This is a genomic window from Nonomuraea montanisoli (assembly GCF_013363975.1).
In the GTDB taxonomy this organism is placed as follows: domain Bacteria; phylum Actinomycetota; class Actinomycetes; order Streptosporangiales; family Streptosporangiaceae; genus Nonomuraea; species Nonomuraea montanisoli.
The window spans coordinates 439,511-464,597 of the sequence record NZ_JABWGN010000008.1; the positions used below are offsets into that span (position 1 = coordinate 439,511).

The 25,087-nt window shown below is 73.9% G+C and carries 22 protein-coding genes; 10 read left to right on the forward strand and 12 right to left on the reverse strand.

Translation table 11 applies throughout. The annotated features are described in order from the left end of the window. Positions 1-21: 21 nt before the first annotated feature. The 6 genes from HTZ77_RS22885 to HTZ77_RS22910 all read right to left on the reverse strand — a co-directional run bounded on the left by HTZ77_RS22885 (position 22) and on the right by HTZ77_RS22910 (position 5,966). Positions 22-1,284, reverse strand: coding sequence for a YVTN family beta-propeller repeat protein (locus HTZ77_RS22885; protein WP_205303056.1), 1,263 nt, complete (start codon positions 1,282-1,284; stop codon positions 22-24). A gap of 314 nt (positions 1,285-1,598) precedes the next feature. Then, positions 1,599-2,582, reverse strand: coding sequence for an aldo/keto reductase (locus HTZ77_RS22890; protein WP_175591688.1), 984 nt, complete (start codon positions 2,580-2,582; stop codon positions 1,599-1,601). Positions 2,583-2,709: 127 nt separating this feature from the next. Beyond that, the gene (locus HTZ77_RS22895; RefSeq protein WP_175591689.1) at positions 2,710-3,474 is read right to left on the reverse strand and encodes an SDR family NAD(P)-dependent oxidoreductase; all 765 of its coding nucleotides are present in this window, start codon (positions 3,472-3,474) and stop codon (positions 2,710-2,712) included. Between the two features lie 96 nt (positions 3,475-3,570). After that, a complete protein-coding gene (locus tag HTZ77_RS22900; RefSeq protein ID WP_328808711.1) occupies positions 3,571-4,782 on the reverse strand; it encodes an RNA polymerase sigma factor in 1,212 nt (403 codons plus the stop codon). A 185-nt stretch (positions 4,783-4,967) separates the two neighbouring features. Continuing rightward, positions 4,968-5,318, reverse strand: coding sequence for a YciI family protein (locus tag HTZ77_RS22905; protein WP_175591690.1), 351 nt, complete (start codon positions 5,316-5,318; stop codon positions 4,968-4,970). A gap of 96 nt (positions 5,319-5,414) precedes the next feature. Further along, positions 5,415-5,966, reverse strand: a complete 552-nt coding sequence (locus tag HTZ77_RS22910; protein WP_175591691.1) for a GNAT family N-acetyltransferase — start codon at positions 5,964-5,966, stop codon at positions 5,415-5,417. 119 nt (positions 5,967-6,085) lie between these two features. Between HTZ77_RS22910 and HTZ77_RS22915 the strand changes: the two genes are divergently transcribed. Then, positions 6,086-6,769 (forward strand): TetR family transcriptional regulator, encoded by a 684-nt coding sequence (locus HTZ77_RS22915; protein ID WP_175591692.1) that lies wholly within the window; start codon positions 6,086-6,088, stop codon positions 6,767-6,769. A gap of 150 nt (positions 6,770-6,919) precedes the next feature. Here the strand turns inward: HTZ77_RS22915 and HTZ77_RS22920 are convergent, their stop codons facing one another. Further along, positions 6,920-7,681 (reverse strand): alpha/beta fold hydrolase, encoded by a 762-nt coding sequence (locus HTZ77_RS22920; protein ID WP_175591693.1) that lies wholly within the window; start codon positions 7,679-7,681, stop codon positions 6,920-6,922. A gap of 68 nt (positions 7,682-7,749) precedes the next feature. Between HTZ77_RS22920 and HTZ77_RS22925 the strand changes: the two genes are divergently transcribed. After that, on the forward strand, positions 7,750-8,286 hold the full coding sequence (locus HTZ77_RS22925; protein ID WP_175591694.1) for a PadR family transcriptional regulator: 537 nt from the start codon (positions 7,750-7,752) through the stop codon (positions 8,284-8,286). A 110-nt stretch (positions 8,287-8,396) separates the two neighbouring features. Next, positions 8,397-9,359: a helix-turn-helix domain-containing protein gene (locus HTZ77_RS22930; protein WP_175591695.1), complete on the forward strand. Its 963-nt coding sequence runs from the start codon at positions 8,397-8,399 to the stop codon at positions 9,357-9,359. A gap of 4 nt (positions 9,360-9,363) precedes the next feature. Here the strand turns inward: HTZ77_RS22930 and HTZ77_RS22935 are convergent, their stop codons facing one another. Next, positions 9,364-12,894 carry a S8 family peptidase gene (locus HTZ77_RS22935; RefSeq protein ID WP_175591696.1) on the reverse strand — a complete coding sequence of 1,177 codons (3,531 nt, stop codon included), beginning with the start codon at positions 12,892-12,894 and terminating at the stop codon, positions 9,364-9,366. A gap of 218 nt (positions 12,895-13,112) precedes the next feature. Here HTZ77_RS22935 and HTZ77_RS22940 point away from each other — a divergent pair, with 218 nt between their 5' ends. Beyond that, entirely contained in the window at positions 13,113-14,003 is an 891-nt protein-coding gene (locus HTZ77_RS22940; protein ID WP_235994966.1) for a TIGR03620 family F420-dependent LLM class oxidoreductase, read from the forward strand. A 6-nt stretch (positions 14,004-14,009) separates the two neighbouring features. On the opposite strand, the gene HTZ77_RS46475 is transcribed toward HTZ77_RS22940, so the two are convergent. Beyond that, complete coding sequence (locus HTZ77_RS46475) at positions 14,010-14,753, reverse strand: AfsR/SARP family transcriptional regulator (protein WP_175591697.1); 744 nt, start codon at positions 14,751-14,753, stop codon at positions 14,010-14,012. Positions 14,754-14,901: 148 nt separating this feature from the next. Here HTZ77_RS46475 and HTZ77_RS22950 point away from each other — a divergent pair, with 148 nt between their 5' ends. After that, positions 14,902-16,221, forward strand: a complete 1,320-nt coding sequence (locus HTZ77_RS22950; RefSeq protein WP_175591698.1) for a chymotrypsin family serine protease — start codon at positions 14,902-14,904, stop codon at positions 16,219-16,221. 393 nt (positions 16,222-16,614) lie between these two features. Then, positions 16,615-21,000 (forward strand): hypothetical protein, encoded by a 4,386-nt coding sequence (locus HTZ77_RS22955; protein WP_175591699.1) that lies wholly within the window; start codon positions 16,615-16,617, stop codon positions 20,998-21,000. Positions 21,001-21,104: 104 nt separating this feature from the next. Here HTZ77_RS22955 and HTZ77_RS22960 read toward each other — a convergent pair whose 3' ends face one another. Beyond that, positions 21,105-21,545, reverse strand: coding sequence for a MarR family winged helix-turn-helix transcriptional regulator (locus tag HTZ77_RS22960; protein WP_175591700.1), 441 nt, complete (start codon positions 21,543-21,545; stop codon positions 21,105-21,107). An 80-nt stretch (positions 21,546-21,625) separates the two neighbouring features. Here HTZ77_RS22960 and HTZ77_RS22965 point away from each other — a divergent pair, with 80 nt between their 5' ends. Beyond that, positions 21,626-22,039 (forward strand): organic hydroperoxide resistance protein, encoded by a 414-nt coding sequence (locus HTZ77_RS22965; protein WP_175591701.1) that lies wholly within the window; start codon positions 21,626-21,628, stop codon positions 22,037-22,039. A 29-nt stretch (positions 22,040-22,068) separates the two neighbouring features. Here the strand turns inward: HTZ77_RS22965 and HTZ77_RS22970 are convergent, their stop codons facing one another. Beyond that, positions 22,069-22,344, reverse strand: a complete 276-nt coding sequence (locus HTZ77_RS22970; protein WP_175591702.1) for a hypothetical protein — start codon at positions 22,342-22,344, stop codon at positions 22,069-22,071. 111 nt (positions 22,345-22,455) lie between these two features. Here HTZ77_RS22970 and HTZ77_RS22975 point away from each other — a divergent pair, with 111 nt between their 5' ends. Beyond that, positions 22,456-23,448: an acetylxylan esterase gene (locus HTZ77_RS22975; protein ID WP_205303060.1), complete on the forward strand. Its 993-nt coding sequence runs from the start codon at positions 22,456-22,458 to the stop codon at positions 23,446-23,448. Positions 23,449-23,554: 106 nt separating this feature from the next. On the opposite strand, the gene HTZ77_RS22980 is transcribed toward HTZ77_RS22975, so the two are convergent. Then, on the reverse strand, positions 23,555-23,848 hold the full coding sequence (locus tag HTZ77_RS22980) for a Fe-S cluster assembly protein HesB (protein ID WP_175591703.1): 294 nt from the start codon (positions 23,846-23,848) through the stop codon (positions 23,555-23,557). A 151-nt stretch (positions 23,849-23,999) separates the two neighbouring features. Here HTZ77_RS22980 and HTZ77_RS22985 point away from each other — a divergent pair, with 151 nt between their 5' ends. Both HTZ77_RS22985 and HTZ77_RS22990 read left to right on the forward strand, forming a co-directional pair. After that, positions 24,000-24,596, forward strand: a complete 597-nt coding sequence (locus HTZ77_RS22985) for a TetR/AcrR family transcriptional regulator (RefSeq protein WP_175591704.1) — start codon at positions 24,000-24,002, stop codon at positions 24,594-24,596. Then, complete coding sequence (locus HTZ77_RS22990; RefSeq protein WP_175591705.1) at positions 24,593-25,072, forward strand: DUF6653 family protein; 480 nt, start codon at positions 24,593-24,595, stop codon at positions 25,070-25,072. Before HTZ77_RS22985 ends, HTZ77_RS22990 begins: the two co-directional genes overlap by 4 nt. Positions 25,073-25,087 lie beyond the last annotated feature (15 nt).

Below are 25,087 nucleotides of genomic sequence, written 5' to 3' on the forward strand. Positions count from 1 at the left end.
GGGCTGCGGCCTCCCGGCGGCCTACCCCTTCGGGTGCCTCGGCCTGATGCGGTGACTGCCGTCCCACCTGTGCGGGCCGTGGCCGTGGCCGAGGCGATGGTGCGACCGGTGCCCGCCCGACCCCCACCCGGTGATCTTGGCCTTGACCTTGTCGTCGTTCTGGTTCCGGCTCCGGTTCTTGGCCTCGCCCCGGGCCTGGCTCAAGGACTTGCGGGCCTTCCTCCTCGTCTCGACCTGCGCGATGGCCACCCCGTCGGGACTGTCGCCGACGGTGACGGTGTCGATGACGGCGTTGGTGGCGATGTTGATCACCGACACGTTGTCCGAGGAGGAGTTGGTGACGTAGGCGCGGGCGCCGTTCGCCGTGATCGCCACGTCTCTGGGCGAGTCGCCGACGGGGATGGTGTCGATGACGGCGTTGGTGGCGGTGTCGATCACCGACACGTTGTCCGAGAGGCTGTTGGTGACGTAGGCGCGCGTGCCGTCCGGGGTGATCGCCACGTCGTTGGGGAAGTCGCCGACGGTGATGGTGTCGACGACGTTGTTGGTGGCGACGTCGATCACCGACACGTTGTCCGAGAAGGCGTTGGGGACGTAGGCGCGCGTGCCGTCGGGGGTGATCGTCACGTTCTGCGGGTTGTCGCCCACGGGGATGGTGTCGATGATGTCGCCGGTCGCGACATTGATGACCGCCACGTTGTCCGAAGCCCGGCTGGCGACATAGGCGCGGGCGCCGTCCGGCGTGAACGCTGTCCCCGCGGGATTGTCGATGCCGGGGATGGTGTCGATGACCGTGTTGGTCGCCGTGTCGATGACCGAGATGCTGTCCGCGAACGTGTTGCTGACGTAGGCGCGGGTGCCGTCGGGCGTGATCTCGACGTCGCCGGGGACCAGGCCGACGGGGATGGTGGCGATGACGGTGTTGGTCGCGGTGTCGATGACCGAGACGGTGTTCGACAGGGCGTTGGCGACGTAGACCCGGGTGCCGTCGGGCGTGACCGCCACCCCGGACGGGTTGTCGCCGACGGGGATGGTGGCGATGACGGTGTCGGTCGCGGTGTCGATCACCGACACGTCGTCCGAGAGGTTGTTGGCCACGTAGGCCAGTTCCCGCACCTGGGCGACCGCCGCGCCCGGAAGCGACGCCGCCGCGAGCGGCGCCAGGAAGACCGCGACGGCCGCCGCGGCCACGATCGGCCGGACGCGGGACCACCACCCGCCTTCACGAGCAGAACTCCGCACTCCGACCTCGCTGTCGGTCGTGCCCTTCGAACGTGCGAACACGGGACCTCCCTGTCTCCGATGACCAGGAGCCCGTTCTACGCTCGCGGGGCGGACCGCCTCGGACCACGGCGCGCCGGCTTGGGGGTAACGACCGATACCTTGGCCCGCTCATCGGATTGACGGCATTCCGGTCAATCGGCGTCGGCGTGGCGTTGACCATGGTCAACGAGTCGGCACGACGGACCAGCCGTCGGCCCCTGTCGGCCCCGTCTCCCTCGGCCAAAGGCGCGTCCGCTCCCTCGGCCAAAGGCGCGTCCGCTCCCTCGGCCGAGGCGCGTCCGGCCGAAGGCGCGTCACCCGTGCGGCGCCCGGAGTCACCAGCGGCCGGCCACCTCAGGGGCGATGAGCTCGTCGTAGACGTCCCGCACGACGCGCAGCGACTCCGGCGGCAGCGGGGCCAGCCCGGCCGCCGCGGCGTTGGCGCGGGCCTGCTCCGGGTTGCGGGCGCCCGGGATCACCACGCTCACCCCCGGCTGGTCGGCGATCCAGCGCAGCGCGAACTGCGCCATCGTCACCCCCTCCGGCACCAGCGGCGCGAGCCGCCGCACCGCCTCCAGCCCGGTCGCGAAGTCCACGCCGGAGAAGGTCTCGCCGACGTCGAACGACTCGCCGCGGCGGTTGTAGGTGCGATGGTCGTCCGCGGCGAACGTCGTGTGCTCGTCGTACCTGCCGGACAGCAGGCCGCTGGCCAGCGGCACCCGCGCGATGACGCCGACCCCGGCCGCGCGGGCCATCGGCAGCACCTCCTCCAGCGGGCCGAGCCGCAGCATGTTGAGGATGATCTGCACCGTCGCCACCCCCGGCCGGGCGATCGCCGTCAGCGCCTCCTCCCGCGTCTCCACGCTCACCCCGTACGCGGCGATCCGCTCCTCGGCGACCAGCGTGTCCAGCGCCTCGAACACCTCGTCGGAGGAGTAGACCGGCGTCGGCGGGCAGTGGAGCTGCACCAGGTCGAGCACGTCCACGCCGAGGTTGGCGCGGGAGCGGTCGGTCCAGGCGCGGAAGTGGTCCAGCGTGTAAGCGCCGGGTTCCTGGGGGACGCGGCGGCCCATCTTGGTGGCTACGGTGATCTCGCCCGCGGGCCGCGTCCTGAGGAAGCGGCCGACCAGGCGCTCGCTCAGCCCGTCGCCGTAGACGTCGGCGGTGTCGACGAACGTCACCCCGGCCTCGGCCGCGGCGGTGAGCGTGGCCAGGGCGTCGTCCTCCGGGACGTCGCCCCAGTCGGCGCCGAGCTGCCAGGCGCCCAGCCCGACGACTCCCACCCGGCGGCCGGTCCGGCCGAGAACTCGCTGCTCCATGGTGCGCTCCCCTTCCCGGCGCCGCTGGTGTGTGAACGTTAACAGCCGGTACGGGCCACCCGCGACCCGCCCCGCCACGCACAGCGGCCCGGTCGGCCGGGCGGGGCGAGGCGGGTCGACCAGGGGCTCAGTTGGGCGGGTCGAAGCGGCCGTCCACGGCCGTCCAGCCGCCGTCCACGTACAGCACGGACCCGGTGACGAAGCTCGCCGCGTCGCTCGCCAGATACACCACCGCCCCGGCCATCTCCTCGGCCCGCGCCCACCGGCCGAGCGCGCTCTTGGCCGCGTACGCGTCGTACCAGGCGGGACTCTCCTTGATCTGCCGCGTCAGCGGCGTCTCCACCACGCCGGGTGCGACGGCGTTGACCCGCACCCCGTACGGGCCGAACTCGGCGGCGGCCGTGCGCAGGAGCTGCACCAGGCCGGCCTTGGTGGCCGAGTAGACGCTCTGCCCCGGCTCCGTGACCGACGCCCGGATCGACGCGAAGCCCACGATCGAACCACGCCGCCGCTCCACCATCCCCGCCCCGAAGGCGCGCACCACGTCGAACGAGGCCCGCAGGTTGAGGTCCACGACCCGGGCGAACTCCTCGCCGGAGTAGTCCAGCAGCCGCTTGCGGACGTTGGTGGCGGCGGTGAACACCAGCACGTCCGCCGGCTCGGCGGCCGCCGCCTCCCGGACCGCCCCGGCGTCGAGCACGTCGAGCAGCCGGGCCCGGCCGCCGGCCCGCGCGGCGGTCTCCTCGGCGGCCGGCAGGTCGCGGTCCGCGCACACCACCTCGGCGCCGTGCGCGGCCAGGGCCAGCGCGGCCTCCCGCCCGATGCCGCTCCCGGCCCCGATCACCACAGCCCGCCGCCCGTCCAGGCGGAACAACGCGTCGTATCCCGTCATAGGAGGAACCCTAGCGACTGGTCTGACCAGTACACCAGGTATACGAAGCAGGAGTCTCAGCCGAGCGGCAGTCGCCGGGCCGTTCACGCGCGGCCGCTACTCCTGAGCCTTCCGCTGGGCGCGGCGCAGGAAGTCCCGCTCGGCGGCGTTGGCGGTGCGGGCGATCGCCGCCTCGTACGCCTCCGCCGCCTCCGCGTCACGTCCGAGGCGTCTCAGCAGGTCGGCGCGGACGGCGTGGAAGAGGTGGTAGCCGGCCAGGTCCAGACCGTCCACCAGCGCGAGGGCGGCCCGCGGGCCGTCGGTCTCGGCCACCGCGACGGCCCTGTTCAGCGCCACGACCGGCGACGGCGCGACCACCATGAGCTGGTCGTACAACCGCGCGATTTGCCCCCAGTCGGTGTCCGCCGCCGTGCGCGCGTCGCCGTGGACCGCGTTGATCGCCGCCTGGATCTGGTACGGCCCCGGCCGGCCGCGGCGCAGGCAGCGGCGGACCAGCGCGTGCCCCTCGGCGATCAGCTCCCGGTCCCAGAGCGAGCGGTCCTGCTCCGGCAGCGGCACGAGGTCGCCGCCGGGCGTGGTCCGCGCGGCGCGGCGCGCGTCCACGAGCAGCATCAGCGCGAGCAGGCCGAGCGCCTCGGGCTCGTCGGGCATCAGCTCGGTCAGCAGCCGGCCCAGCCGCACCGCCTCCGCGCACAGGTCGTCGCGGACGAGCCGGTCACCGGAGGCCGCGGTGTGGCCCTCGGTGAAGATCAGGTAGATGACGGCGAGCACGGAGCGGAGCCGGTCGGGCAGGTCGGCCTCGCGCGGCACGCGGTACGGGATCCGCGCCTCCCGGATCTTGGCCTTGGCCCGGACCAGCCGCTGCGCCATGGTCGGCTCGCTCACCAGGAACGCGCGGGCGATCTCGGCGGTGCCGAGCCCGCCCAGCAGCCGCAGGGTCAGGGCGACCTGGGCGTTCACGGCCAGGGCGGGATGGCAGCAGGTGAAGATCAGCCGGAGCCGGTCGTCGTGCACGGGGCCCTCCTCGACGGGGGAACCGGGGTCGTCCCAGGCGTGCAGCAGGGCCGCGGCCTCGTGCCGGCCGGCCCGGGACGACTCGCGGCGCAGGCGGTCGATCGCCCGGTTGCGGGCGGTCGTGATGATCCACCCGGCCGGGCTCGGCGGCGTGCCCTCCGCCGGCCAGCGGTCCAGCGCCACGGCGAACGCGTCCTGGACGGCCTCCTCGGCCAGGTCGATGTCGCGGAAGTGCCGGACCAGCACGGCCACCGCCCGGGCGTACTCCCGCCGGAACACCCCCTCGACGTCCACCTCCGCGGACCGGCCCGGGCCGCCGGCCGCCTGACCGAGATCGCGAGCGTCCGAGGCGGGGGAGGAAGGCCCCGGGGTGGCCGGGGCGGGGGAGGAGGGTCGCGGGGTGGCCGGGGCGGGGGAGGAAGGCCGCGTGTCCGGCCCCTCCTGCGCGGAGGGGCCGGACGCGGGCGGCCCGGCGCCGGTCAGGGCAGTTCCCTGAACGGCCGCACCTCGACCGGGAGCCCGCTGGCCGCCGAGATCCTGCGCGCCCACTCCAGCGCGCCGTCCAGGTCGTCGGCCTGGACGATCACGAGCCCGCCGACGTGCTCCTTGCCCTCGGTGAACGGGCCGTCGGTCATGAGCGTGTCACCGTCGCGCACCTGGACCACGGTGGAACTGCTCGCGGGGTGCAGACCCCCGTTGAACACCCACGCGCCCGCCTCCCGCATCTCCCGGTCGACGGCCGCCAGCTCCCGCATGATGGGGCCCAGCACCTCGGGCGGTGGCGGGTCGCCGTCGGGCTGGTACAGGTTGAGCAGGTACTGCTGCCGCATCGGTGCTCTCCTCGCTGTCGTGGCCGGCGTCGTCGCCGTGCTCTCATCCTCCACACGAACGGGACCTCGCGGGATCGACACCCGGCGGCGCCGGATTCACGGCTTCTTCGCTCGCCCCGCCTCCCACTCGGCCCGCGGCAGCTCGTACTCGACCACGCCCTCCTCCGCGCCGTCGATCGCGTGCGGCACCTCATCGAAGACCGTCCGGACGAAGCGCAGGCCGCACTTCTCCATCACCGCCCGGGAGCCGCGGTTCACGGCCATGGTCCGGGCGAACACCCGCCGGGCGCCCAGCTCGCCGAACGCCTTGTCGATCAGCGCCAGCGAGCCCTCCGTCGCGTACCCCCTGCGCCAGGACGCCCTGCGCAGCCGGTAACCCAGCTCCGGCTCCGCGGGGTCGCCGTCGCGGGCGGGCCGCAGGTGGAACCAGCCGACGAACTCGCCCGTGTCGCGTTCGATCGCCGCGAAGAAGCCCGAGCGGATGAACGCCGGGAGGGCCTCGCCCACGATCACCTCGCGCGGGGTCGGCCGGCCGCCGCTGAGGTAGCGCATCACCTCGGGGTCGCTGTCCAGCTCGACCAGCAGGTCGGCGTCCGCCTCGGTGAAGCGGCGCAGGACGAGCCGTTCGGTCGTGAGAAAGATGTCCATGGGTGAACGCTAGCCAGCCGCCCGCGCCCGGCTCGACACGTTTCCCCCGCCGCGCCTGTGGTTGCATGCGGGGGACCGCCGAGGCGGGCGGTCCTCGGTCAGGGAAGGGAGGCGGGGCGGTGAGGCGCACGCAGGCCGAGCGGACGCGGGCCACCACCGGCGAGCTGGTGGAGGCGGCCGGGCTGCTGTTCGGGCGCGACGGGTACGCCGCCACGTCGATCGACGACGTGGCACGGGGAGGGGGTCTGACCAAGGGCGCGGTCTATCACCACTTCTCCGGCAAGGTCGACCTGTTCCGCGCCGTCTTCGTGCGGGAACAGGAGCGCCTGACCACCCTGATCGCCGCGGCCGCCCTCCGCCCCGCGACCGGCGCGGACGGGGCGAACCGGGAGGACGGGGCGAACTGGGAGGACGGGGCGAACTTGGAGGACGGGGCGGAGGGCGCGAACGGGGCGGACCCGCTGGCGGCCGTGCGGCGCGGTGCCCGCGCGTTCCTGCTGGCCTGCGCCGAGCCGGAGACCCGGCGGATCGTCCTGCTGGACGGGCCGGCCGTGCTGGGCTGGGACGAGGTGCGGCGGATCGAGTACGGGCACACGCTGCGGCTGCTGCGCGAGGGGCTCGCCGCCGCGGCGGACGCCGGCCGGATCGAGCCCGGCGACGTGACGGTGCGGGCGCACCTTCTCTTCGGGGCGCTGTGCGAGGGCGCCATGCTCGTGGCCCGCGCCGACGACCCCGGCGCGGCCCTCACCGAGGTCCTCGCCCGGGCGGACGCCCTCATCGCCTCCCTCGCCTCCCTCCCCTGAGCACACGTCGCAGCCGGTGCCCACCCCATCGCCTCCCCGTAGGGGTTGTCCTTGAGCCCCGCCGACGGGACGCGCCAGAGGACCTTCCCGTCGTGGACCCTGCGGGCAGGAGGAGTCCCCGAATGCCGGCAAGGACGAAGTCTTGCGAGGTCAGGCCAGGAGCGCGGCGACCGCGCGGGCGAAGCCCTCCGGGTTGTCGAGCATGATGTTGTGGCCCGCGTCCGGGACCTCCACCAGCCGGACGCCCGCGGCGGCGAGGTCGCCGGGCGCCGCCGGGGCAGCGCCCTCCGGGTACAGGTAGCCGCGCGGGATCGGCAGGGACATGAGCAGCTCGCGCATGACCGGGTCGGTGCCCTTCGCCAGGCTCGTCGCCGTGCGGTGCAGCCCGCGGCGGTCGGCCAGCCGCATGGTCGCCCACCAGTGCGGCCCCACCCGCTCGCGGACCTCCTTCCATCCCCGGCTGACGAAGTCGTCCTCCGTGTAGCTCGCGATCCCGCTGCCGCCGGGCAGGACCAGCCCGGGCGGGTACGGGTCGAGGTTGGCGTCGACGAGGATCAGCCGGCCCACCAGGCCGGGATGGCGCGCGGCCAGGGCGATGGCGACCGCGCCGCCCATGCTGTGGGCGACCACGGACGCCCCCTCCACACCCGCCTCGCGCAGCACCGCGGCCAGCGCGTCGGCGTGGGCCTCCAGCGTGTACGAGAAGTCGGCCGGCCGGTCGCTGACGCCGAACCCGAGCAGGTCCACGAGCAAGGACCGCCGGCCGGTCAGCAGCGGATGGGCGGCCGCCCCCGCGTAGTAGGGGGCCGAGGCGGCACCCAGCCCGTGGACGTACACCACGGCCGGGTCCGCGCCGGGCAGCTCGACCCAGCGCATCCGGGCGCCGCTCGCATGGACGATCGCGTCACGCATGGGTGACCTCCTGCTCACATCGATACATCGGAGCCGAGGTATCTCGGCTTCGATGTACAGTAGTGCACATGTTGGAGTTGGCGATACTCGGGTTCCTCAAAGAGGGGCCGGCGCACGGTTACGAGCTGCGGACGAAGGTGGCCGCGCTGACCGGTCACGTCCGCCCGGTGGCGGACGGCACGCTCTACCCGGCGATCAAGCGGATGGCCGGCGCCGGCTGGATCACGCGCAGGGACGAGCCCGGGGCCGCCGCGGCGCCGCGCCGCGTCCTCTACCTGGCCGAGGCGGGGGAGCGCGAGCTGGAGCGGCGGCTGCGGGACCCCGACCCGCTCGACCTCAGCGACGAGAACCGCTGGTTCACGCTGCTGGCCTTCCTGCGCCACCTGGACGACCCCGCCGCGCAGGCCGGTGTGCTGCGCCGGCGGCTGGCGTTCCTGGAGCAGCCGGCGAGCTTCTTCTACGACGGCGACCGGCCGATGCGGGCGGAGGAGTTCGGCGACCCCTTCCGCCAGGGGCTGCTGAGCATCGCCCGGGCCACCAGCCGGGCCGAGCTGGCGTGGCTGCACGCCACCATCGACTCCCTCGACCGGGCCGCCGGACCATGACGGCCACGTCGTAGCGGCGGCCGGCGCGTCCGCCATCACCGGCCCGGACATCACCCGGCGGCTCCTCCCTACAATGGCCGGGTGAATCTGGATCGGGTCGTGAGCGGCACGTGCTGAGCGCGGCGGGGCTGGGCGCGGAGGAGGAGGCCGCCTACCGGCTGCTGGTCAGGACCACCGAGGCCGAGCCCGACGCCCTGGCCGAGGAGCTGGGCGTGGCGGCCGAGGTCGCGCGGCGGGCGCTCGGCTCGCTGCTGGCCAAGGGGCTGGCGCGAGCCGTGCCGGGAGATCCCGGCCGGTTCACGGCGGTCGCGCCCGACGTCGCGCTCGCCCCCCGGCTGCACCGGCGGCAGGCCGAGGTCGACCGGGCGCGGCATGCCATGGAGCAGCTCACGGGGGAGTACCTCGCGCACGCGCGGCGCCGCGAGGCGGCGCAGCTCATCGAGGTGATCACCAGCCGCACGGCGCTGCGCGAGCAGCTCCGGCTGCTGCAGGACGGCGCCCGCCACGAGGTGCTCAGCCTGTGCCGGGCCGGGCACGTGGCGATGAGCTCGCAGGAGAACACCGAAGAGCTCGCGGCGCTGCGGCGCGGCGTCGGCTTCCGCGTCATCTACGAAGGGGCGTTGCTGGAGGAACCCGGCATGCTGGTCAACCTCGCCGAGGGCATCACGCTGGGGGAGCGGGCTCGCGCGCTGCCCGCCCTGCCGGTACGGATGATCATCGCGGACGGCGAGCTCGGGGTGCTCCCGCTCATCCAGCACACCGACGGCCTGACCCAGCTCACCGCCGCGCTGATCAGGCCCAGCAGCCTGCTCGACGCCCTCAAGGCCCTGTTCGAGAGCCTGTGGGAGCGGGCCACGCCGATCAGCCTCACCAACCCGGGCAGTCCGCTCGACACCGACCACCTCTACCTGCTGTCGCTGCTGGTCGCGGGCGTTCCGGACAAGTCGATCGCCACCCAGCTCAAGATCTCGCAGCGTACGGTGCAGCGCCGGATCGCCTACCTGATGGAGCGGGCGGGTGCGCAGACCCGGATGCAACTGGCCTGGCACGCCGCCCGCGAGAACTGGCTCTGACCGATCAGTAGGCCCTGATCACCGTCTGCCGGACCGCATTGCCGGCCGAGTCGGTGGCGGTGACCCGCAGCGACGGGTGCGGGCGCAGGACGAGCGCGCTGTAGCGTCCGCCGCCGAGCGCGATCACCGGCTGCCTGCCCCAGGTCGCGCCGTCGTCGTACGACAGCTCCAGCTTCAGGTCCTTCACGCGCGCCCCGCTCACGCCCTCCTGATGCCGTACGGTGAAGCCCACCGGACCGGGGCGCTCCGGGCGTACGTCATAGTCGATCTGCAGCAGCGGCAGCACCCGCTCGCCCGGCTTGGAGCGGAACGTCCAGGCCGTCTCGGTCGCGGTCGCGGTGGTCCACTCGTCCGAGGTGCGCCTGGTGGACAGCTCCAGCCGGTAGGCGGCCTCCTGCGGTGAGGCGGGGAACGCGCCCCAGGCGGCGTCGCGCTCCGCCACCAGCGTGCCGTCGCGGAAGAACCGGGCCGACACGGTGTCGTTGTCCACGCCCGCGCGGGAGACGTGACCGGAGGAGTCCACGAACTCGGGGATCCGGATCTCCATCGTGTCGCCCTCGCGGGTGGAGGGCTTGAGCCAGGCGGGGATCGCCGGGCGGACCACCGGGGCGTGCCAGCTCTCGCCGGTCCGCGTGCCGGGCCGGTAGGTGCGCGGCTGCTCGGTCATGCCGTCGAGCAGCCGGCCCATGTCGTCCCAGACGTACTGGTGGTTGACCAGGTGCTGCCAGAAGGAGCCGTCGGCGCTGACGTACTCGGCGCGGCGCAGCGGGGTCTTCACGATCCGCTGGGTCTCCATCTGCTGGCCGAGCGCGTACGACTGCCAGGGGCGCCAGCCGAAGCGCTGCTCCTTGGCCCAGGCGAAGCCCCCGTTGTCGGCATATGTCGTGTCAACGCGTGCGGTGTTGCTGTCGTTCACCTCATGCACGATCCTGTCCGGCACGCGGCCGTCGGAGACCTGCATGACGTCGTAGAGGTACGGCGAGTTCATCATCCCCGTGACCTCGAGCCGCGCGGCGCCCTTCCTGATCCGCTCCAGCATCCGCTGCCCGTCGTCATGGGCGACCACCAGGGCCGGGATCGGCAGGTCGGCGCCGACCGGCTTCCAGCCACGCCCGAACGCGTCGTCGGGGGCCAGCACCAGGATCACGGCGGCCGCTCCCGCCTTGATCGCGGCCGCGGACGGATCGGCCCAGTCGATGTCCTCGCTGCGGATGACCGCGGCCTTGTCCTTGGACTCGGCCGCCCCGTCGGCGAGCCGCCACAGGTGCCGCCCCTCCACGCCCGGCGACCCGCCCAGGAACCCCATCCGGTACGGCTGCCCCGAGCCGGGCACGCGGGCGGAGAGCTTCGGCGCGACGAGCTGCCAGCGCGAGGCGAACTCGAACGAGCCGTCACGCACCGGCTGGGTCGGTGAGACGTTGAGCCCCTCGATGACGTCGAAGTTCATGACGCCCTGGGAGATCTCGCGCGAGCCGAACGCGCGATGGGTGAAGTAGGTGTAGATGCCCACCTGCTCGGCGGGTTCCCTGGTCCTGATGGTCACCGGCGTGGTCCGGCGGAAGTCGAGCACCACGTCCAGGTCGCGGTCGACCTTGAGCTCGGGGATGACGACCATGCCGTCGCGCGGGTGCGTCCGGCCCCAGCCGCCGCCCAGGTTGAGCGACTGCGTCATGTAGGTGCCCTCGGACACCTCGACGGTCAGCCCTTCCACGGGCAGCCAGGTGAACAGGTCGTCCTGCTGCGACGCGCCGAACATCGACAACGTGTCGGCGCCGGTCGGCCGGCCCGCGGCGTCGAGGGCGGTGAAGTGGACCTTGTGCTGCGGTCCCTTCCAGGTCAGCGCCAGCGTGGTGTGCACCTGCTCCGCGCCCGCCGTGGCGGTGACGAGCCCGCCGTAGCGGCCGAAGGAGAGCTTGGCCAGCTCCACCGTGACCTTGACGTCGGCGGTGGCGCCCGCCGCGACCGTCACGGTCCTGGCGCTGAGCACGGCCCCGTCGAGGGTACTGGCCAGCTCCAGCGTGACCGGGGCGGACGTGCCGTTGGCGTAGGTGATCGTGCCCTCGGCCGTGGCCGGGCCCTCGCCCCGCTGGTGCTCGCCGAGGTCGATCACGCCGGTCGCGGTCACGCCCTGGCGCACCGCGCGGGCCACGTCGAGGCGGCCCGCGCCGGCGTCGTCGATCCGCTGGCCCGGGACGGGCTTGGCCGAGCCGATCAGCGCGTCCTTGATCTGCTTCGCCGTCCAGTCGGGGTGGCGCTGCTTGACGATCGCGGCGGCCCCGGCCACGTGCGGCGTGGCCATCGAGGTGCCGGAGGCGGCCGTGTAACGCTCGTCGACCGGCTCGCCCATGGAGGTGCCCGCCGCGCGGGCCGCGACGATGGCCACGCCGGGGGCGGTGAGGTCGGGCTTGGGCGCGTCGTCCAGGCGTGGGCCCCGGCTGGAGAACTGCGCGAGCGCGTCCTTGCCGTCGACCGCGCCGACGGTCAGCGCGGAGGTCGCCGCGCCGGGAGTGCCGATGGAGTAGGCCGAGCCGTCGTTGCCCGCCGCGACCACGAACAGGGCGCCGGTGCGCTCGGTGAGGGTGTCGACGGCGACGCTGAGCGGGTCGGTGCCGTCGGTGGCGCCGCCGCCGAGGCTCATGTTGATCACCGACGCGCCTTCGGCGGCGGCCCACTCCATGCCCTCGATGACGCCGGACAGGGTGCCCGAGCCGTCGTCGCCGAGCACCTTGCCGACCATCAGCTCGGCGGCGGGCGCGACGCCCTTCCTGCCGTCGCCGCCCGCGATGGTGGCGGCCACATGGGTGCCGTGCCCATTGCCGTCCCGGACGCTCTGCTCGCCGGTGAACACCTTGGTCTGCTTGACGCGTCCGGCCAGGTCGGGGTGGGTGGCATCGACGCCGGTGTCCAGCACGGCGACCTTGACGCCCTTGCCGTCGAACCCGGCCTGCCACGCCTCCGGCGCGCCCACCTGCGGCACGCTGTGGTCGAGCGTGGCCTTGACCTTGGCGTCCAGCCAGATCTTCGTCACGCCCTGCGCCAGCGTGGCCCGCGGCTCGTCGAGCGACTTCCACAGCCGGCCGATCGTGCGCTTGTCGGCGGCGACGGCCCGGCCGTTGACGCTCTCCAGCTCGGGCCCGGTGGCGCTCTTCGGGGCGGAGCCGTCGTAGAGGAACAGCAGCGGCAGCTTGTCCGTCCTCGCGTCGTCGTACCCCTGGGCGATCAGCCGGGTGACCGAGAACAGGCCGGGGTCCAGCCGCCTGGCCGCCAGGAAGGGGACGATGTCGTTGGGCAGGACCCGCAGCTCGCCGTTCTCCTCGGTGGTGGTGAACGCCATCCGCTCACGGCCCGGCCCCGGCTTCACCTCGACCGCGTGCCTGCCCGGTCCGGCCTGCCTGACGGTCACCACGTCCCCGGTGATCAGCGTGACCCGGTGGACGCTCCCGTCGGCGGGCTCGGCGGCGGCCGCGGGTAACGGGGAGCTCAGCAGGGCGGCGGTGGTGACTCCCGCCACCGCCACAGGGACGGACCAGTGCATGGGGGCGAAACCTCTCGTAGCAGCAACCAGTGGACACGAGAGTGGGTGATGGGGTGCCGGCCACACCAGGTGTCGCCCGTGCCGTTTGTCTGCCATGTCGCGATTGCGACACCGTGGCGGGGTGCGATGTGACTTCTCATATCGAATTTCTGCGATACTTCGATATGTGGATGCCGCGAAGGCCGGCTCCACGTCGTCGCCGTTCGGCAGGAGGAGACATGGGCGCGATCGACGGGATGGACCTGGGCCGCTTCGGGGTCTGGACGTTCGACTTCGAGGACCAGCCGGCGAGCATGATGCGGGAGTCCGTCCAGGAGCTGGAGGAGCTCGGCTGGCAGGCGTTCTGGATCCCGGAGCGGGACGGGCGCGAGGCGCTGACGCACGCCGGGTTCCTGCTGGCGAGCACCGAGCGCATGACGGTCGTCAACGGCATCGCGCGGATCGGCTCCCGCGGGCCGCGCTGGACCAGGGGCGCGGCGCTGCTCCTCGCCGACGCCTACCCCGGCCGCCACCTGCTCGGCCTCGGCGTCGGCGGCGCCCCCACGGCCCGCCCGCTGCGGGCCATGAGCGACTACCTGGACGAGATGGACGCCGCCACGAGCGCGAACCCGCTGCCCCGCTCGCCGATGCGGCGGCTGCTGGCCGGGTACGGGCCGAAGATGCTGGAGCTGGCCCGCGACCGGGCCCAGGGCGCGCACACGTACCACGTGACGGTGGAGCACACGGCGCAGGCCCGCGAGGTGCTGGGCGAGCGGCCGTTCCTGGGCGTCGAGCAGGCGGTCCTGTTCGAGACCGATCCGGCCACGGCGCGCGCGATCGCGCGCGAGCACCTGCACGGGTACTTCACGAGCCCGTACAACGTGGCCAAGTTCCTGCGGCTCGGCTACACCGAGGCCGACCTCGACGGCGGCCGGGGCAGCGACCGGCTCGTCGACGCCCTGGTGTACTGGGGCGACCTCGACACGATCGTCCGCAGGCTGCACGACCACCTCGACGCCGGGGCCGACCACGTCGGCGTGCAGGTGCTCGGCGTCGAGCCGGGGCGCACGGCCATGCCGCAGTGGCGGCGGCTGGCCGAGGCGCTGCTGCCCCAGGGGGCCGCCCGGTAGCGAAGCTCAGCCCAGGGACGGGTCGTCGGACAGGATCCTCGCGTGCAGGGTCGCCAGGTCCCTGCCGGGGTCCAGCCCCTGGGACTCCGTGATGACCGCCCAGGCCTCCCGGTAGGCGTCCAGGGCCTCCGCCCGCCGGCCGTCCCGGTACAGGGCCAGCATGAGCTGCGCCCAGAGCCGCTCGCGCAGCGGGTCGTCGGCCAGCGCCGCCCGCAGGTGGGCGACGGCCTCGTCCAGGCGCCGCAGCGCCAGCAGCGCCTCGACGTGATCGTGCACCGCGGACAGGCGCCGGCCGGCGAGCTGGTCGGCGGCCAGGCCGAGGAGGTCGGCGCCGTCGCCGAGGCCGTCGAGGGCGGGCCCGGTCCACAGCGCCAGCGCCGCCGCCAGCTCGCGGGCCGCCTCCTCGTACCGTCCGGCCTCCAGGGCCCGCCGGCCCGCGTCGGCCAGGGCCGCGAACCGCACGGCGTCCACGTCGGCGCCGCCGACGCGGTACCCGTGGGGGACGGCCTCGATCCTGACCTCCGGACCGAGCAGCACGCGCAGGTCGCAGACGTAGGTCTTGACGTTGCCCCGCGCGGAGCGCGGCTCCCGGCCGTTCCAGAGCCCGCGGACCAGCCGGTCCACCGAGACGCCCAGGCCCGGGGTCAGGCACAGCAGGGCGAGGAGCTGGCGGTGCTTGCGCCGCGTCACCGCGACGGTACGGCCGTCCGCGGTCAGGACGTGCAGCGCGCCCAGGAGGCGTACCTCCACTCAGGCCTCACGGCGCGACGTAGATCTCACGACAGAGGACGATATGTGATGTTCGCTGACGCTGTGAGGTGAACCGTTTGTGAACCGCCACCTGTGATGATCCTGCCGCGTTCGTCCCGCATGAGGGACACGAGGAAAGGATCGGCACGTGTACAGGAAGTTACTCGGGGTCGCGGTCGCGGCCACCGTCGCGATATCCGTCGCCCCCGCCGTCGCGTACGGCGCCACCCCGGAGTCCGGGACGGCCGCGCAGGGTGACACCCCCACACCCCCGGCCGTCGAGCAGGACGACAGCACGGATGTGCCCGAGGAGAGCGGCCCGGAGGAGACCGCGGAGGACACGGCCAGCGTCGGCAACGTCGACGCCGCCGAGATGGAGGACCTCCGGCAGGCCGCCACCGAGGAAGGCATCACGCTGGAGGAGGCCGTCACCCGCTACGGCTGGCAGGACGACTTCGTCAGGGTAGCCAACCAGGCGCGGGACTCCTTCCCGGACACCTACGCCGGAGCGGTGGTCGCCGAGGACGGTTCCAGCGCGTCGATCGCCTTCAAGGGCGAGGCTCCCGTGACGGTGACGAACCTCGCCAAGACCGTGCGCCACCCCGTGAAGGTCCTCGGCGGCCGGCCGTACTCCGAGGAGGAGCTGCGGCAGACGCTCAAGGCCACGCACTACGAGATCCTCGCCCGGCCCGACGTCGCCACCAGCTCCGGCGAGTACGACGTCGAGACCGGCGTCATCACCATCCAGACGCAGCCGAAGGAGCCGATCACCGACCCGGCGGCCAAGGAGCGCTTCCGCGCTGCTCTGCTGCCCGCCCGGCTGGCTTCCTCCAACCCCGCCATCAAGATCGACATCGAGGTCGCCGACCAACTGGAGTTCCAGCCCCAGGCGTACATCCGCGGCGGCGGTCTGCTGAACACCACGGGCGGCGAAGCGGTCTGCACGACCGGGTTCACCGTCAAGAAGGGCAGCACGACGGGGGTCTCGACGGCGGCCCACTGCGGGTATCCCTCCAAGCAGCGCTACCACAACCACGACACGAACGACTACACCATCGTCACCCGCAAGGGCAGCCACAGCGGCGGCCACGGCGACGTGGCGTGGTTCTCGCGCGGCAGCTACACGGCGGCGAAGACCTTCTACTACAACAAGGGCAAGACCCGGTACGTGGACGAGACCCGCTGGGCCGTGCAGGGCGTGCGCCTGTCGAACTACGGCCGGACGAGCGGCTACAAGTCCAGCGCCAAGATCTACCGGATCAACCTGTGCTTCGACCGGGAGTGCGACATGGTCGCGATGGACAAGGCGGTCACCAAGCCCGGGGACAGCGGCGGTCCCTGGTTCAACGGCACCTCCGCGTACGGCATCCACAGTGGGGTGGCCAAGATCGGCGGGAAGAGCCGCTCGGTGTACAGCGAGGTCAGGTACCTGCCGCAGGCGCTCGGCGTCACGGTCCTGGAGCGCTGAACGCGTCATACGGGGCGGCATCGCACCGGCAGAGTGATCGACACCTGGAGCCCCATGTCGGGTCCAGATTGACGACCAGTGAGGAAATGTGGTCGGGTCGTAACTCTTGTTAGAGATGTGATGATTGAGACCGCTTCGGGGGTAAGGCGTTAGATGTCGCGGTATCCACGGCACGCGTTCGCGCGCGTGCTCGCCTCCGCGTCCTTGGCCGGTGCCGTACTGACGGCGGGTTCCACAGCGGCGGAACCCGCGTCGGCCGCGGAGCCGGCGGGCGCGGCGGTGGACGCCGCGGCGCCCCACCCGATGCGGGGTACCGTCCGGGCGGCGCAAGTCTCCGGCGCCGCCCGGACGGCGCATTCCTCCGCCTCTGCTTCCGGGGCGGAGGTGCGGCCCGTGCCGTCCGTCCGCCGGCCCGCTCCCGCCACCGTGAACGTCCCCATGGAGCCCTCGCCCGCCCTCCGGGAGACCGGAGGGCGGCCCGCCGGCCCCGCCGCGCCGGAGATCACCGTCCCGGCGGGCTCGCGGCTGGTGAGCGAGGTCGAGCGCGAGGCGTCCCGCCAGGTCGGCGCGAAGGGCCCCGACGTGCGGTCCGTGCTCCCCGGCACCGAGGACGCCCGCCCCCTGACGCTGAAGAACCCGTCGGCCGCCCTGTCCCGCTCCCTCGCCGACGCCCTCACCGGCGCGCTGGGCGGAGGGGGAGGGGGTATGGCCGGAGGCAGTGCAAGGGCGGACGGCGCGGCGGTGGCGGCGCCCGGGCTGACGTACCGGCTGTGCGTGGAGAGCGTCGAGGTGCCGGTCTCCTGCTCGGCCGTCCGGCCCGTGGCGGTGCCCGCGATGGCCGACGTGACGGGTGACGGCGTTCCGGATCTGGCCGCCGACCTGGTGCCGGCCGCCCGCCCCCAGGAGGGCGCCGTGGGGCTCGGGTTCGCCGTGCGGCGGCTGCCCGGTGCGGCGGAGAAGCCGAGGGCGCGCGTGTGGGCGGAGTACGACGGGCGGGTCTCGGTCGGGTTCGACGGGCTCCGGAAGGGGGCGTCGCTGTCGGCCGCCGACCGCGGGACGTTCACGGTCGACCTGTCCGGCAAGCGGGTACGGGCCGAGGTCAAGCGCACGGACCCGGGCGCGTCCGCGGCCGTCGTGGCCGGTCTGACCGGCCGTACCGCGGTCAGCCTCACCCAGACGCCCGTCACCGGGAGCCTCACCGTGGACGCCACGCTCGGCACCCCCGCGCTGGAGATGTCCGCCTCCGCCCCCGCCCGGGTGGACGCGGTGGCCGTGGACGGCGGCAGGTACGTCCGCGCGGTGCTCGACCGCATGCCCACCCGCGCCCGGGTCGAGCTGGCCCGGCGCGACGGGAGCGCCCGGGTGCGCTTCTCCGGGTCGAGCCCGGCCGGGCGGGCCGAGCTGCGCAGCTACGCCTACCGCGACGGCCGCCTCTCCCGGGCGATGAGCGCGAAGCTGCGCGACGTCCCGCCGGCGCTGACGGCCTCGTACGAGACCGACCAGGGACGCCACGCGCTGGAGGTGACGTCCGGCGGGGGGCGGGCGGGATCGGCCGAGCTGGTCTGCTTCGACCGGGCCGCCGCCGAGACCGTGCTGCGGGCCGAGCTCGACGGGCTGCCGGCCAAGGTACGGCTGGAGACCGACCCGGCCGCGCGCCGGGTCACCGAGACGTCGGCCTCGGCGATCGGTCGGCTCGCGGTGGTGCTCCAGCGGGGCGGCGGCGCGGTGTCCAGCCCGCGCGGCGGCCACGTCACCATGATCAAGGACGGGGCCGCGCTGGGCGTCTCGGCGCTGGTGTCCGGGGTGTCCGGGCTGGACGTGACCTACGGGGCCACGCCCCGCGCCAGCCTGAAGGGCGCTCCGGGACGGTCGTTCGTCGCCGCGGCGAGCCTCGACGGCACCCGGCTGGCCCGGGTCGAGCTGTCCAACACGCCCGGCGACGTGGACGTGACCCTCGCGCCGGCCGCCCGCAAGGCCGTCTATCGGGGGTCGGGCGTGATCCGCGAGGCGCGGGTCGCGTACACGGACCTGAAGCAGGGGCCGACCCTCGACGCGACCGTGTTCGGGACGCGCGGCGAGGTGGCGGCGTCCTGGACGCTGGGGGAGAGGTCCGAGGTCGAGGTCACGGGCGGCTCGCGGCTGCCCCGGGTCCGGCTGTACGCCGCCAGGGGCCCGGCCGCTCCGGCAGCCCCAGCCGCCCCGGCCGCCGCGGCCCCGGCCGCCACCGCCGCCGCGGCCCCGGGCGCCCCCGCCTCCGTGACTGTGGGCGATGGCGGCAAGGGGGACGACGTGCGGGCGGAGATCGCGGGTGCGGGGCGGCGGGTGCGGCTGGTGGCCGACACCGCGGACCGCACCCTCACCTGGACGTCCGACCGGTCCGTCGGCTCCGTCGCCGCGCTGGCCCGAGCCAAGGTGGACGGCCGGTACGTCAGGGCCTCCGCGCGCGTCACCGGCGTGCCGGCCCGCTTCGACGCCTCCTGGGCCCCCGGGGCGTACCGGTTCCGCGGCCTGTCGGGGCCGGTGAGGTCGGCGGAGCTGGCGTTCAGCAACCACGACGGCGTCCGCGTGCCCACGGGACCGCACCTGGCGGCCCACTACGACGAGGCCACCGGCGACCTCGACGCGAGCGTGCGCGTCACGGGCCTGAGGACCGTGGACTTCACCACGGAGGAGGCGGGCTTCACGGCCGGGCTGGGGGCGGCGCGGCAGCGGCTGGCGCTCGACGCCGACGTCACCCGGGGCGACCTGCGATTCGGGCTGCTGGGACACGTCGGGCCGCTTCCGGGACGGCTGTCCGTCACGTCCGCGAACGGAGTGATCACCTACACCGGCGGCCCGGCCGACTCCCGCGAGGGCGCCGGCGGCGCGCAACCGGGCACCGAGACAGGCACCCGGACAGGGACAGGCACGGGAACGCGGGCAGGCACAGGCGCGCGGGCAGGCACGGGCGCGGAGACAGGGCAGGGCGTGGGCGCCGGGCTGGACCTGCGGGCACGGGCCTGGGCCGGGAAGGTGGGCGCCCTGCGCGGCATGGCCGCCGCCCCGGCCGTGAGCGGCGGCGTCTCGCTGGTCGACGGCCGCTGCGCCCCCGGGACGCCTGGCTGCCAGGAGGGGGCGTTCTGCGTCGCCGGGCGCGGCTGTTTCGGCGTCCAGGCGTACGTGGACCTGAACGGGCTGCCCGACCGCGTCACCGTGGACCCGGCCAGGAGGGCGGTCACGTTCGACGGCTTCCGGCCGCGGGGCGGCGGCCTCGACGTCTACCTCGCCAGCTCCGTCCTCGCGCCCGTCCCGGTGCAGGCGCGCGCCACGCTCACCGGCCTGCCGCGCACCGTCACGAGCATGGCGATCGGGCCGTTCGAGGTGGGCGGGCACGGCGTCGTACGGGCCGCGTACCGGGTGCGCCCGGCCGTGACGCTGGGGTCGCTCACCGTCCACGCGGAGGCGGGCGGCGTGCGCGGGCGGCTGGCCGTCGATCCGGTGCCCGCGGCGCTGGACGTCCAGGGCACGTACGGGGCGCGTACCCGCGTCCGCGTCACCGACTCGGCGCCGGTCAGGCGGCTCAGCGCCGCGGTCACCGTGCCGGGGGCGGGCAGCGGCGAGCTGGAGCTCGGCGACGTGCCGGCCGTCTTCGGCCTGGACACCGACGCGTCCGGCGGCGCCCTGCGCGTCCCCGCCCTCACCTACAAGGCCGTTTCCGCCCCCGGAGCCGGAACGGGCCAGGACGCGGGCGGCAAGACGGGCCGTGCCGCGGCCAAGGGGCTGGCCCCGGCCAAGGGGCTGACCGCGGGCAAGGCCGCGGGCAAGGGGCTGACCGCGGGCAAGGGGCTGACCGAAAGCAAGAGGCGGCTGATCGCGGGCAAGGGGCTGACCGAAAGCAAGAGGCGGCTGATCGCGGGCAAGGGGCTGAACGGCCTCGACGGGCGGCTGGCCGTGGAGGGCGGGCTCGTCGACCCGAGCGGGCGGCTCGGCGGCGTGGCGCTCTCCGTCACCGACCTGGCCGCCGACACCACCATCCGCCCTGGCCCCGGCGGCCAGGGCGCCGACCTGATGTCCAGGCCCGTGCCCACCGGACGGCTCGCGGTGCGCGCCGGCCTCACCATCGACCCGGTCGCCCGCCAGCGCCTGGCCGTCGCCAAGGACGTCCCGTACACGACCGGCTTCCTGTCCTACCAGGTCAGCGGCGAGTTCGGGCTGGAGCGCAGCGCGGTCCAGGACCTCTCGATCGCGGCGCGCCGCGTGTCGTGGCTGCGGGTGCGGCCGGGCAAGGTCCCGTTCGGGCTGAAGGCGCCGGCGGCGGTGGGGTACCTCACGCCGGGCTTCGAGGGCGCGTACGGCCGGCTGGACCTCGCGGCCAAGGGCGTGGACCTGCGGCCCGACGTACGGCTGGACGTGCGCCTGAGCCGCAAGGTCGGCGCCGACGTCTTCCGCGACTCGGTGCGGCTGGGCCGCGCCACCTCCCTCGCGCTGCGCCGCTACGACCAGCGGATGCGGCGCATCGGCGCCCGGCAGTCGATCAGCGCCGCCGGGGTGCGGCTGGCGTGCCTGACGGTGGACGCCCGGCCGGGGTTCGCGGAGGGGCGCGAGGGCAACTCCATCACGCTGCGCGGCGCGGACGGGCCGCAGATGGTGTCGCTGCTCGACCCGGGCGGCCAGGTGCCGGACTACGCGGTGGATCTGCTGACGCACTTCATGTCGCCGTTCCCGGACTCCGGCTGGAAGGTGGCCGGGGTCAAGGCCGGCCACTGCGCCGTCCCCTCCACCCGACCGGACGCCCGCTGACCGTTGTCCCCGGCCGCACGCGAGGCAGATGCACATGACGGCTCGGTGACGGCTCGGTGAGGGAGCAGGTCAGGCGCGGGTGGCGGACTCGGTGAGGGAGCGGGTCAGGCGCGGGTGGCGGACTCGGTGAGGGAGCGGGTCAGGCGGCCCAGGGTCCGGTGCAGGTCGGCCAGTTCGTCCGGCCCCATCCCCGACGCCTCCATGATGCGCCGGGGCAGCGGCTCGGCCCGCGCCCGCAGCAGCGCGCCCTCGGGCGTGAGCCGCACCAGCACCGACCGCTCGTCGCCCGGGTCGCGCTCGCGGCGCACGACCCCGGCCGCCTCCAGGCGCTTGAGCAGCGGCGACAGCGTGCCGGAGTCGAGCCGCAGCGCCACGCCGAGGTCCTTGACCGAGACCTGGCCCCGCTCCCACAGCACGAGCATCACGAGGTACTGCGGGTACGTCAGCCCCAGCGCCGCCAGCTCCCGCCGGTAGACCGCGTCGAGGGCGCGCGAGGCGGCGTGCACGGCGAAGCACACCTGGTCGTCGAGGCGGAGAGCGTCCATGCCCCCATCGTAGCCGATTTGACGGGCATCAATTGAGTTGTGCACAATCGAGTTGCACCCAATCGATAAGGAGCGCAGCCGTGAGCGTCCTCTACACCGCGATCGCCACCGCCGCCGGCCGTGAGGGCCGCGCCGTCACCTCCGACGGCAAGCTCGACGTGGCCCTCGCCCCGCCGAAGGAGCTGGGCGGCACCGGCGCCGGCACCAACCCCGAGCAGCTCTTCGCCGCCGGCTACGCCGCCTGCTTCGCCAGCGCCCTCGGGGTCGTGGCCAGGCGGGCCAAGGCCGACGTCTCGGAGGCGTCCGTCACCGCGGAGGTCGGCATCGGCCCGAACGGCGACGGCGGCTTCGCGCTGTCGGTCGTCCTCCGGGTCGAGCTGCCCGACCACCTTCAGGGGGAGGAGGGGCGCGCCCTGGTGGAGGCCGCCCACCAGGTGTGCCCGTACTCCAACGCCACCCGCGGCAACATCCCGGTCGAGCTCGTCGTCGAGTGACCCGGCGACGGCGGAGCGGGGTGGCCGGGTCAGGTCAGGGCGTCGCCTAGCCGGATGACGGTCAGGCCTGGCCGGCGCACCAGCTCGCGCACCGTCCAGATCTCCTCGTCGACCACCGTCCCGTCCAGCCGCATCCGGGCGCCCACCCGCAGCACCGGCCGTCCCGAGTCGTCGCGCGCGAGCCGCGCCCGCGCCTCGGTGTCGTCCGTGAACAGCAGCAGGAAGTCGCTCGGGTCAACGGGCGCCTCCATGGCCAGGCCGGGACGGAGGCGGGGGTGCGCGATCCTCACCAGGTGATCGTTCATTCCCCCGCACCTACCCGGGAAGCGCCCGGGAAAGCTTCCCCGCCTACGGGATAGCGCTTGCCTGGTCAGATGCGGTGAAATGGCTCCACCCCTGTCCCCGGGTTCCCCAGGTTGGAGATCTTCGTGGCCCTGTTCGACCTGCCGCTTGAGCAGCTCCGCACGTACCGTCCCGAGCGTGACGAGCCCGCCGACTTCGCGGACTTCTGGACGCGCACGCTGGAGGAGGCGCGGGGCTTCGACCTCGCGCCGGAGTTCACGCGCTACGACCTGCCGTTCGCCTCCGTGGACGTGTACGACGTGTCGTTCGCCGGCTGGGGCGGTCACCGGATCAGCGGCTGGTTCATCACCCCGCGTGACGCCGAGGGCCCGATCCCCTGCGTGATGCACTACATCGGCTACAGCGGCGGACGTGGCTTCCCGCACGACCACCTGATGTGGCCGGCCGCCGGGTACGCCGTGCTCGTCATGGAGACCCGCGGCCACGGCGGCGCCAGCGTCGGGCATCCGGGCGCCACCGGCGACCCCCACGGCGCCACGCACCCGCACGCCCCCGGCATGATGACCAAGGGCATCCTCGACCCGGAGGAGTACTACTACCGGCGGGTCTTCACCGACGCCGTGCGCGCCGTCGAGGTGGCCGCCACGCACCCGGCCGTGGACGAGAACCGGATCATCGTCTCGGGCGGCAGCCAGGGCGGCGGCATCGCGCAGGCCACCGCCGCCCTGTGCCCGTCGGTCGCGGGGGCGCTCATCGACGTGCCGTTCCTGACGCACTTCCGCCGGGCCGTCGAGATCACCGATCGCGACCCGTACCAGGAGATCGTGCGCTTCCTCGCCACCCGCCGCGGCGACGAGGAGCAGGTCTTCCGCACCCTGGCCTACTTCGACGGCCTCCACTTCGCCGCCCGCGGCCAGGTCCCCGTCCTGTACTCGGTGGCGCTGATGGACGACGTCTGCCCGCCGTCCACGGTCTTCGCCGCCTACAACCACTGGCAGGGCCCCAAGGAGATCACGGTCTGGCCGTGGAACGGGCACGAGGGCGGCCAGGGCTTCCAGCGCGAGGAGCAGCTCCGGTACGTCCACAAGCTGCTCTCCGACGCCTGACCCGTCCGCTCGCCCCTCACTCCTGGCGCCGGAACGCCGCCGGCCCGGTACGGATGAACGTACCGGGCCGGTGGGCGGGTCCGGGCGCGGCCGGACCGGTGAGAGGTCAGGTGGTGGCGGACTGGTCGGTCACCAGGAACGACACGGCGCCCTTCTCGTCGGCCCCCGCGTCCAGCGACTTGTCGTCGAGCACGGTCGCCGCGACCGGGTCGAGATAGACGCGCGCCCCCTGCTCCTCGACGACGGCGTCGGTCGGCTCCGGCTGGCTGGCCAGCGAAAGGGTGAGCGTGCCCGTGTCCTGCCCCTGCGACGCGATGCGGACGCCGCTCTGCGACGGCTCCGGCGCGGACGCCGTGAGGTCGCGGATGGCCTGGGCAGCGTTTTCTGTCAGGGTGAGCACTAGGCCCCTCCTCGTGGTTGACGTGCAGGAATGTCCTGCCATGCCCGGTTGTCGTGCCCTCAACCCTCCTTTCTCATGATTTTTCAGGATCAGGGGGGCGAGCTGGTGTTAGGCTATGACCCAATATCCGATCCGGTCATAGGTGGTCAGTATGGCTGTGGCGTTCACCGCCGAGGACAGGGAGCGCATCACCGCCTCCCTCCTCGACACCGCCGAGGAGCTCTTCGCGACCCAGGGGCTGAAGAAGACGTCGCTGGAGGAGCTCGTCGCGCCCTCCGGCATCGCCAAGGGCAGCTTCTACGCGTTCTACGACTCGAAGGAGGCCCTCTACAAGGACGTGATGATCCGCAGGGCGCCCCTGGTCGGCAGGCGGCTGGCGGAGGCGTTGAGCAGACCGCCCAGCACGGAGGCGCTGGCCGCGCTCATGCGGGCGGCGACCGAGGTGCTGACCGGCGACCCGTTCTACCGGCGCCTGCTCACCCACCCCGACGAGCTGCAGGCGGTCGCCCGCCGGGTGGGGCCCGAGGAGATCGCCCGCGTCACCCCGCACCTGGTGCAGCCGCTGATCCGCTACTTCGCCCAGGGCCAGGCCGACGGCGTGATCATTCCCGGTGTGCCGCCCGAGATCCTCGTGGGCGTCGTCCGCACGGCCGGGCTCGTCGTGCTGAACCGCGACCGGTTCGGCGCCGACCACGAGCAGGTGCTGGACGCCACCATCGACGCGCTGGCGAGGGGGCTCACCGCATGAGCGTGCTGAAGAGATACGCCACGGCCGCCGGCATGACCGACGAGGCGTGGAGACGCCACGCCAACCCGTGGAGCGTCTGGACCAGGTTCGCGGCCATCCCGCTCATGATCCTGGCCGTCTGGAGCCGGGCGTGGGTCGGCTGGTGGTGCCTGGCCGGGGTGGCGCTGGTCGTCGTGTGGCTGGCGGCCAACCCGCACGTCTTCCCGGCCGTCGAGCGGGCCGAGAGCTGGGCCGCCAAGGGCATCTACGGCGAGAAGCTGTGGCTGTACGACAGGTCGCTCGTCGACGGCGACCACCGGAGGGTGCAGCGGCTGCTGGTCGCCGTCGGCGTCACCGGTTTCGCCCTGCTGATCTGGGGACTGGTGGCGCTGGAGGTCTGGCCGACCGTCTTCGGGGCCACGCTGGTGGTGCTCGGCCAGCTCTGGCGCATCGACCGCCTCGGCCAGCTCTACGAGCGGCACCGCGCCGCCGGCTGACCGGACCGCCGGGCG

Excerpts from the sequence above, each read along its gene's own strand:
- HTZ77_RS22890 (WP_175591688.1), bottom strand. The coding sequence starts at position 2,582 with ATGGAGCAGCGAGTTCTCGGCCGGACCGGCCGCCGGGTGGGAGTCGTC.
- HTZ77_RS22895 (WP_175591689.1), bottom strand. The coding sequence starts at position 3,474 with ATGACGGGATACGACGCGTTGTTCCGCCTGGACGGGCGGCGGGCTGTG.
- HTZ77_RS22905 (WP_175591690.1), bottom strand. The coding sequence starts at position 5,318 with ATGCGGCAGCAGTACCTGCTCAACCTGTACCAGCCCGACGGCGACCCG.
- HTZ77_RS22910 (WP_175591691.1), bottom strand. The coding sequence starts at position 5,966 with ATGGACATCTTTCTCACGACCGAACGGCTCGTCCTGCGCCGCTTCACC.
- HTZ77_RS22920 (WP_175591693.1), bottom strand. The coding sequence starts at position 7,681 with ATGCGTGACGCGATCGTCCATGCGAGCGGCGCCCGGATGCGCTGGGTC.
- HTZ77_RS22925 (WP_175591694.1), top strand. The coding sequence starts at position 7,750 with ATGTTGGAGTTGGCGATACTCGGGTTCCTCAAAGAGGGGCCGGCGCAC.
- HTZ77_RS22935 (WP_175591696.1), bottom strand. The coding sequence starts at position 12,894 with ATGCACTGGTCCGTCCCTGTGGCGGTGGCGGGAGTCACCACCGCCGCC.
- HTZ77_RS22940 (WP_235994966.1), top strand. The coding sequence starts at position 13,113 with ATGGGCGCGATCGACGGGATGGACCTGGGCCGCTTCGGGGTCTGGACG.
- HTZ77_RS22960 (WP_175591700.1), bottom strand. The coding sequence starts at position 21,545 with ATGGACGCTCTCCGCCTCGACGACCAGGTGTGCTTCGCCGTGCACGCC.
- HTZ77_RS22970 (WP_175591702.1), bottom strand. The coding sequence starts at position 22,344 with ATGAACGATCACCTGGTGAGGATCGCGCACCCCCGCCTCCGTCCCGGC.
- HTZ77_RS22985 (WP_175591704.1), top strand. The coding sequence starts at position 24,000 with ATGGCTGTGGCGTTCACCGCCGAGGACAGGGAGCGCATCACCGCCTCC.
- HTZ77_RS22990 (WP_175591705.1), top strand. The coding sequence starts at position 24,593 with ATGAGCGTGCTGAAGAGATACGCCACGGCCGCCGGCATGACCGACGAG.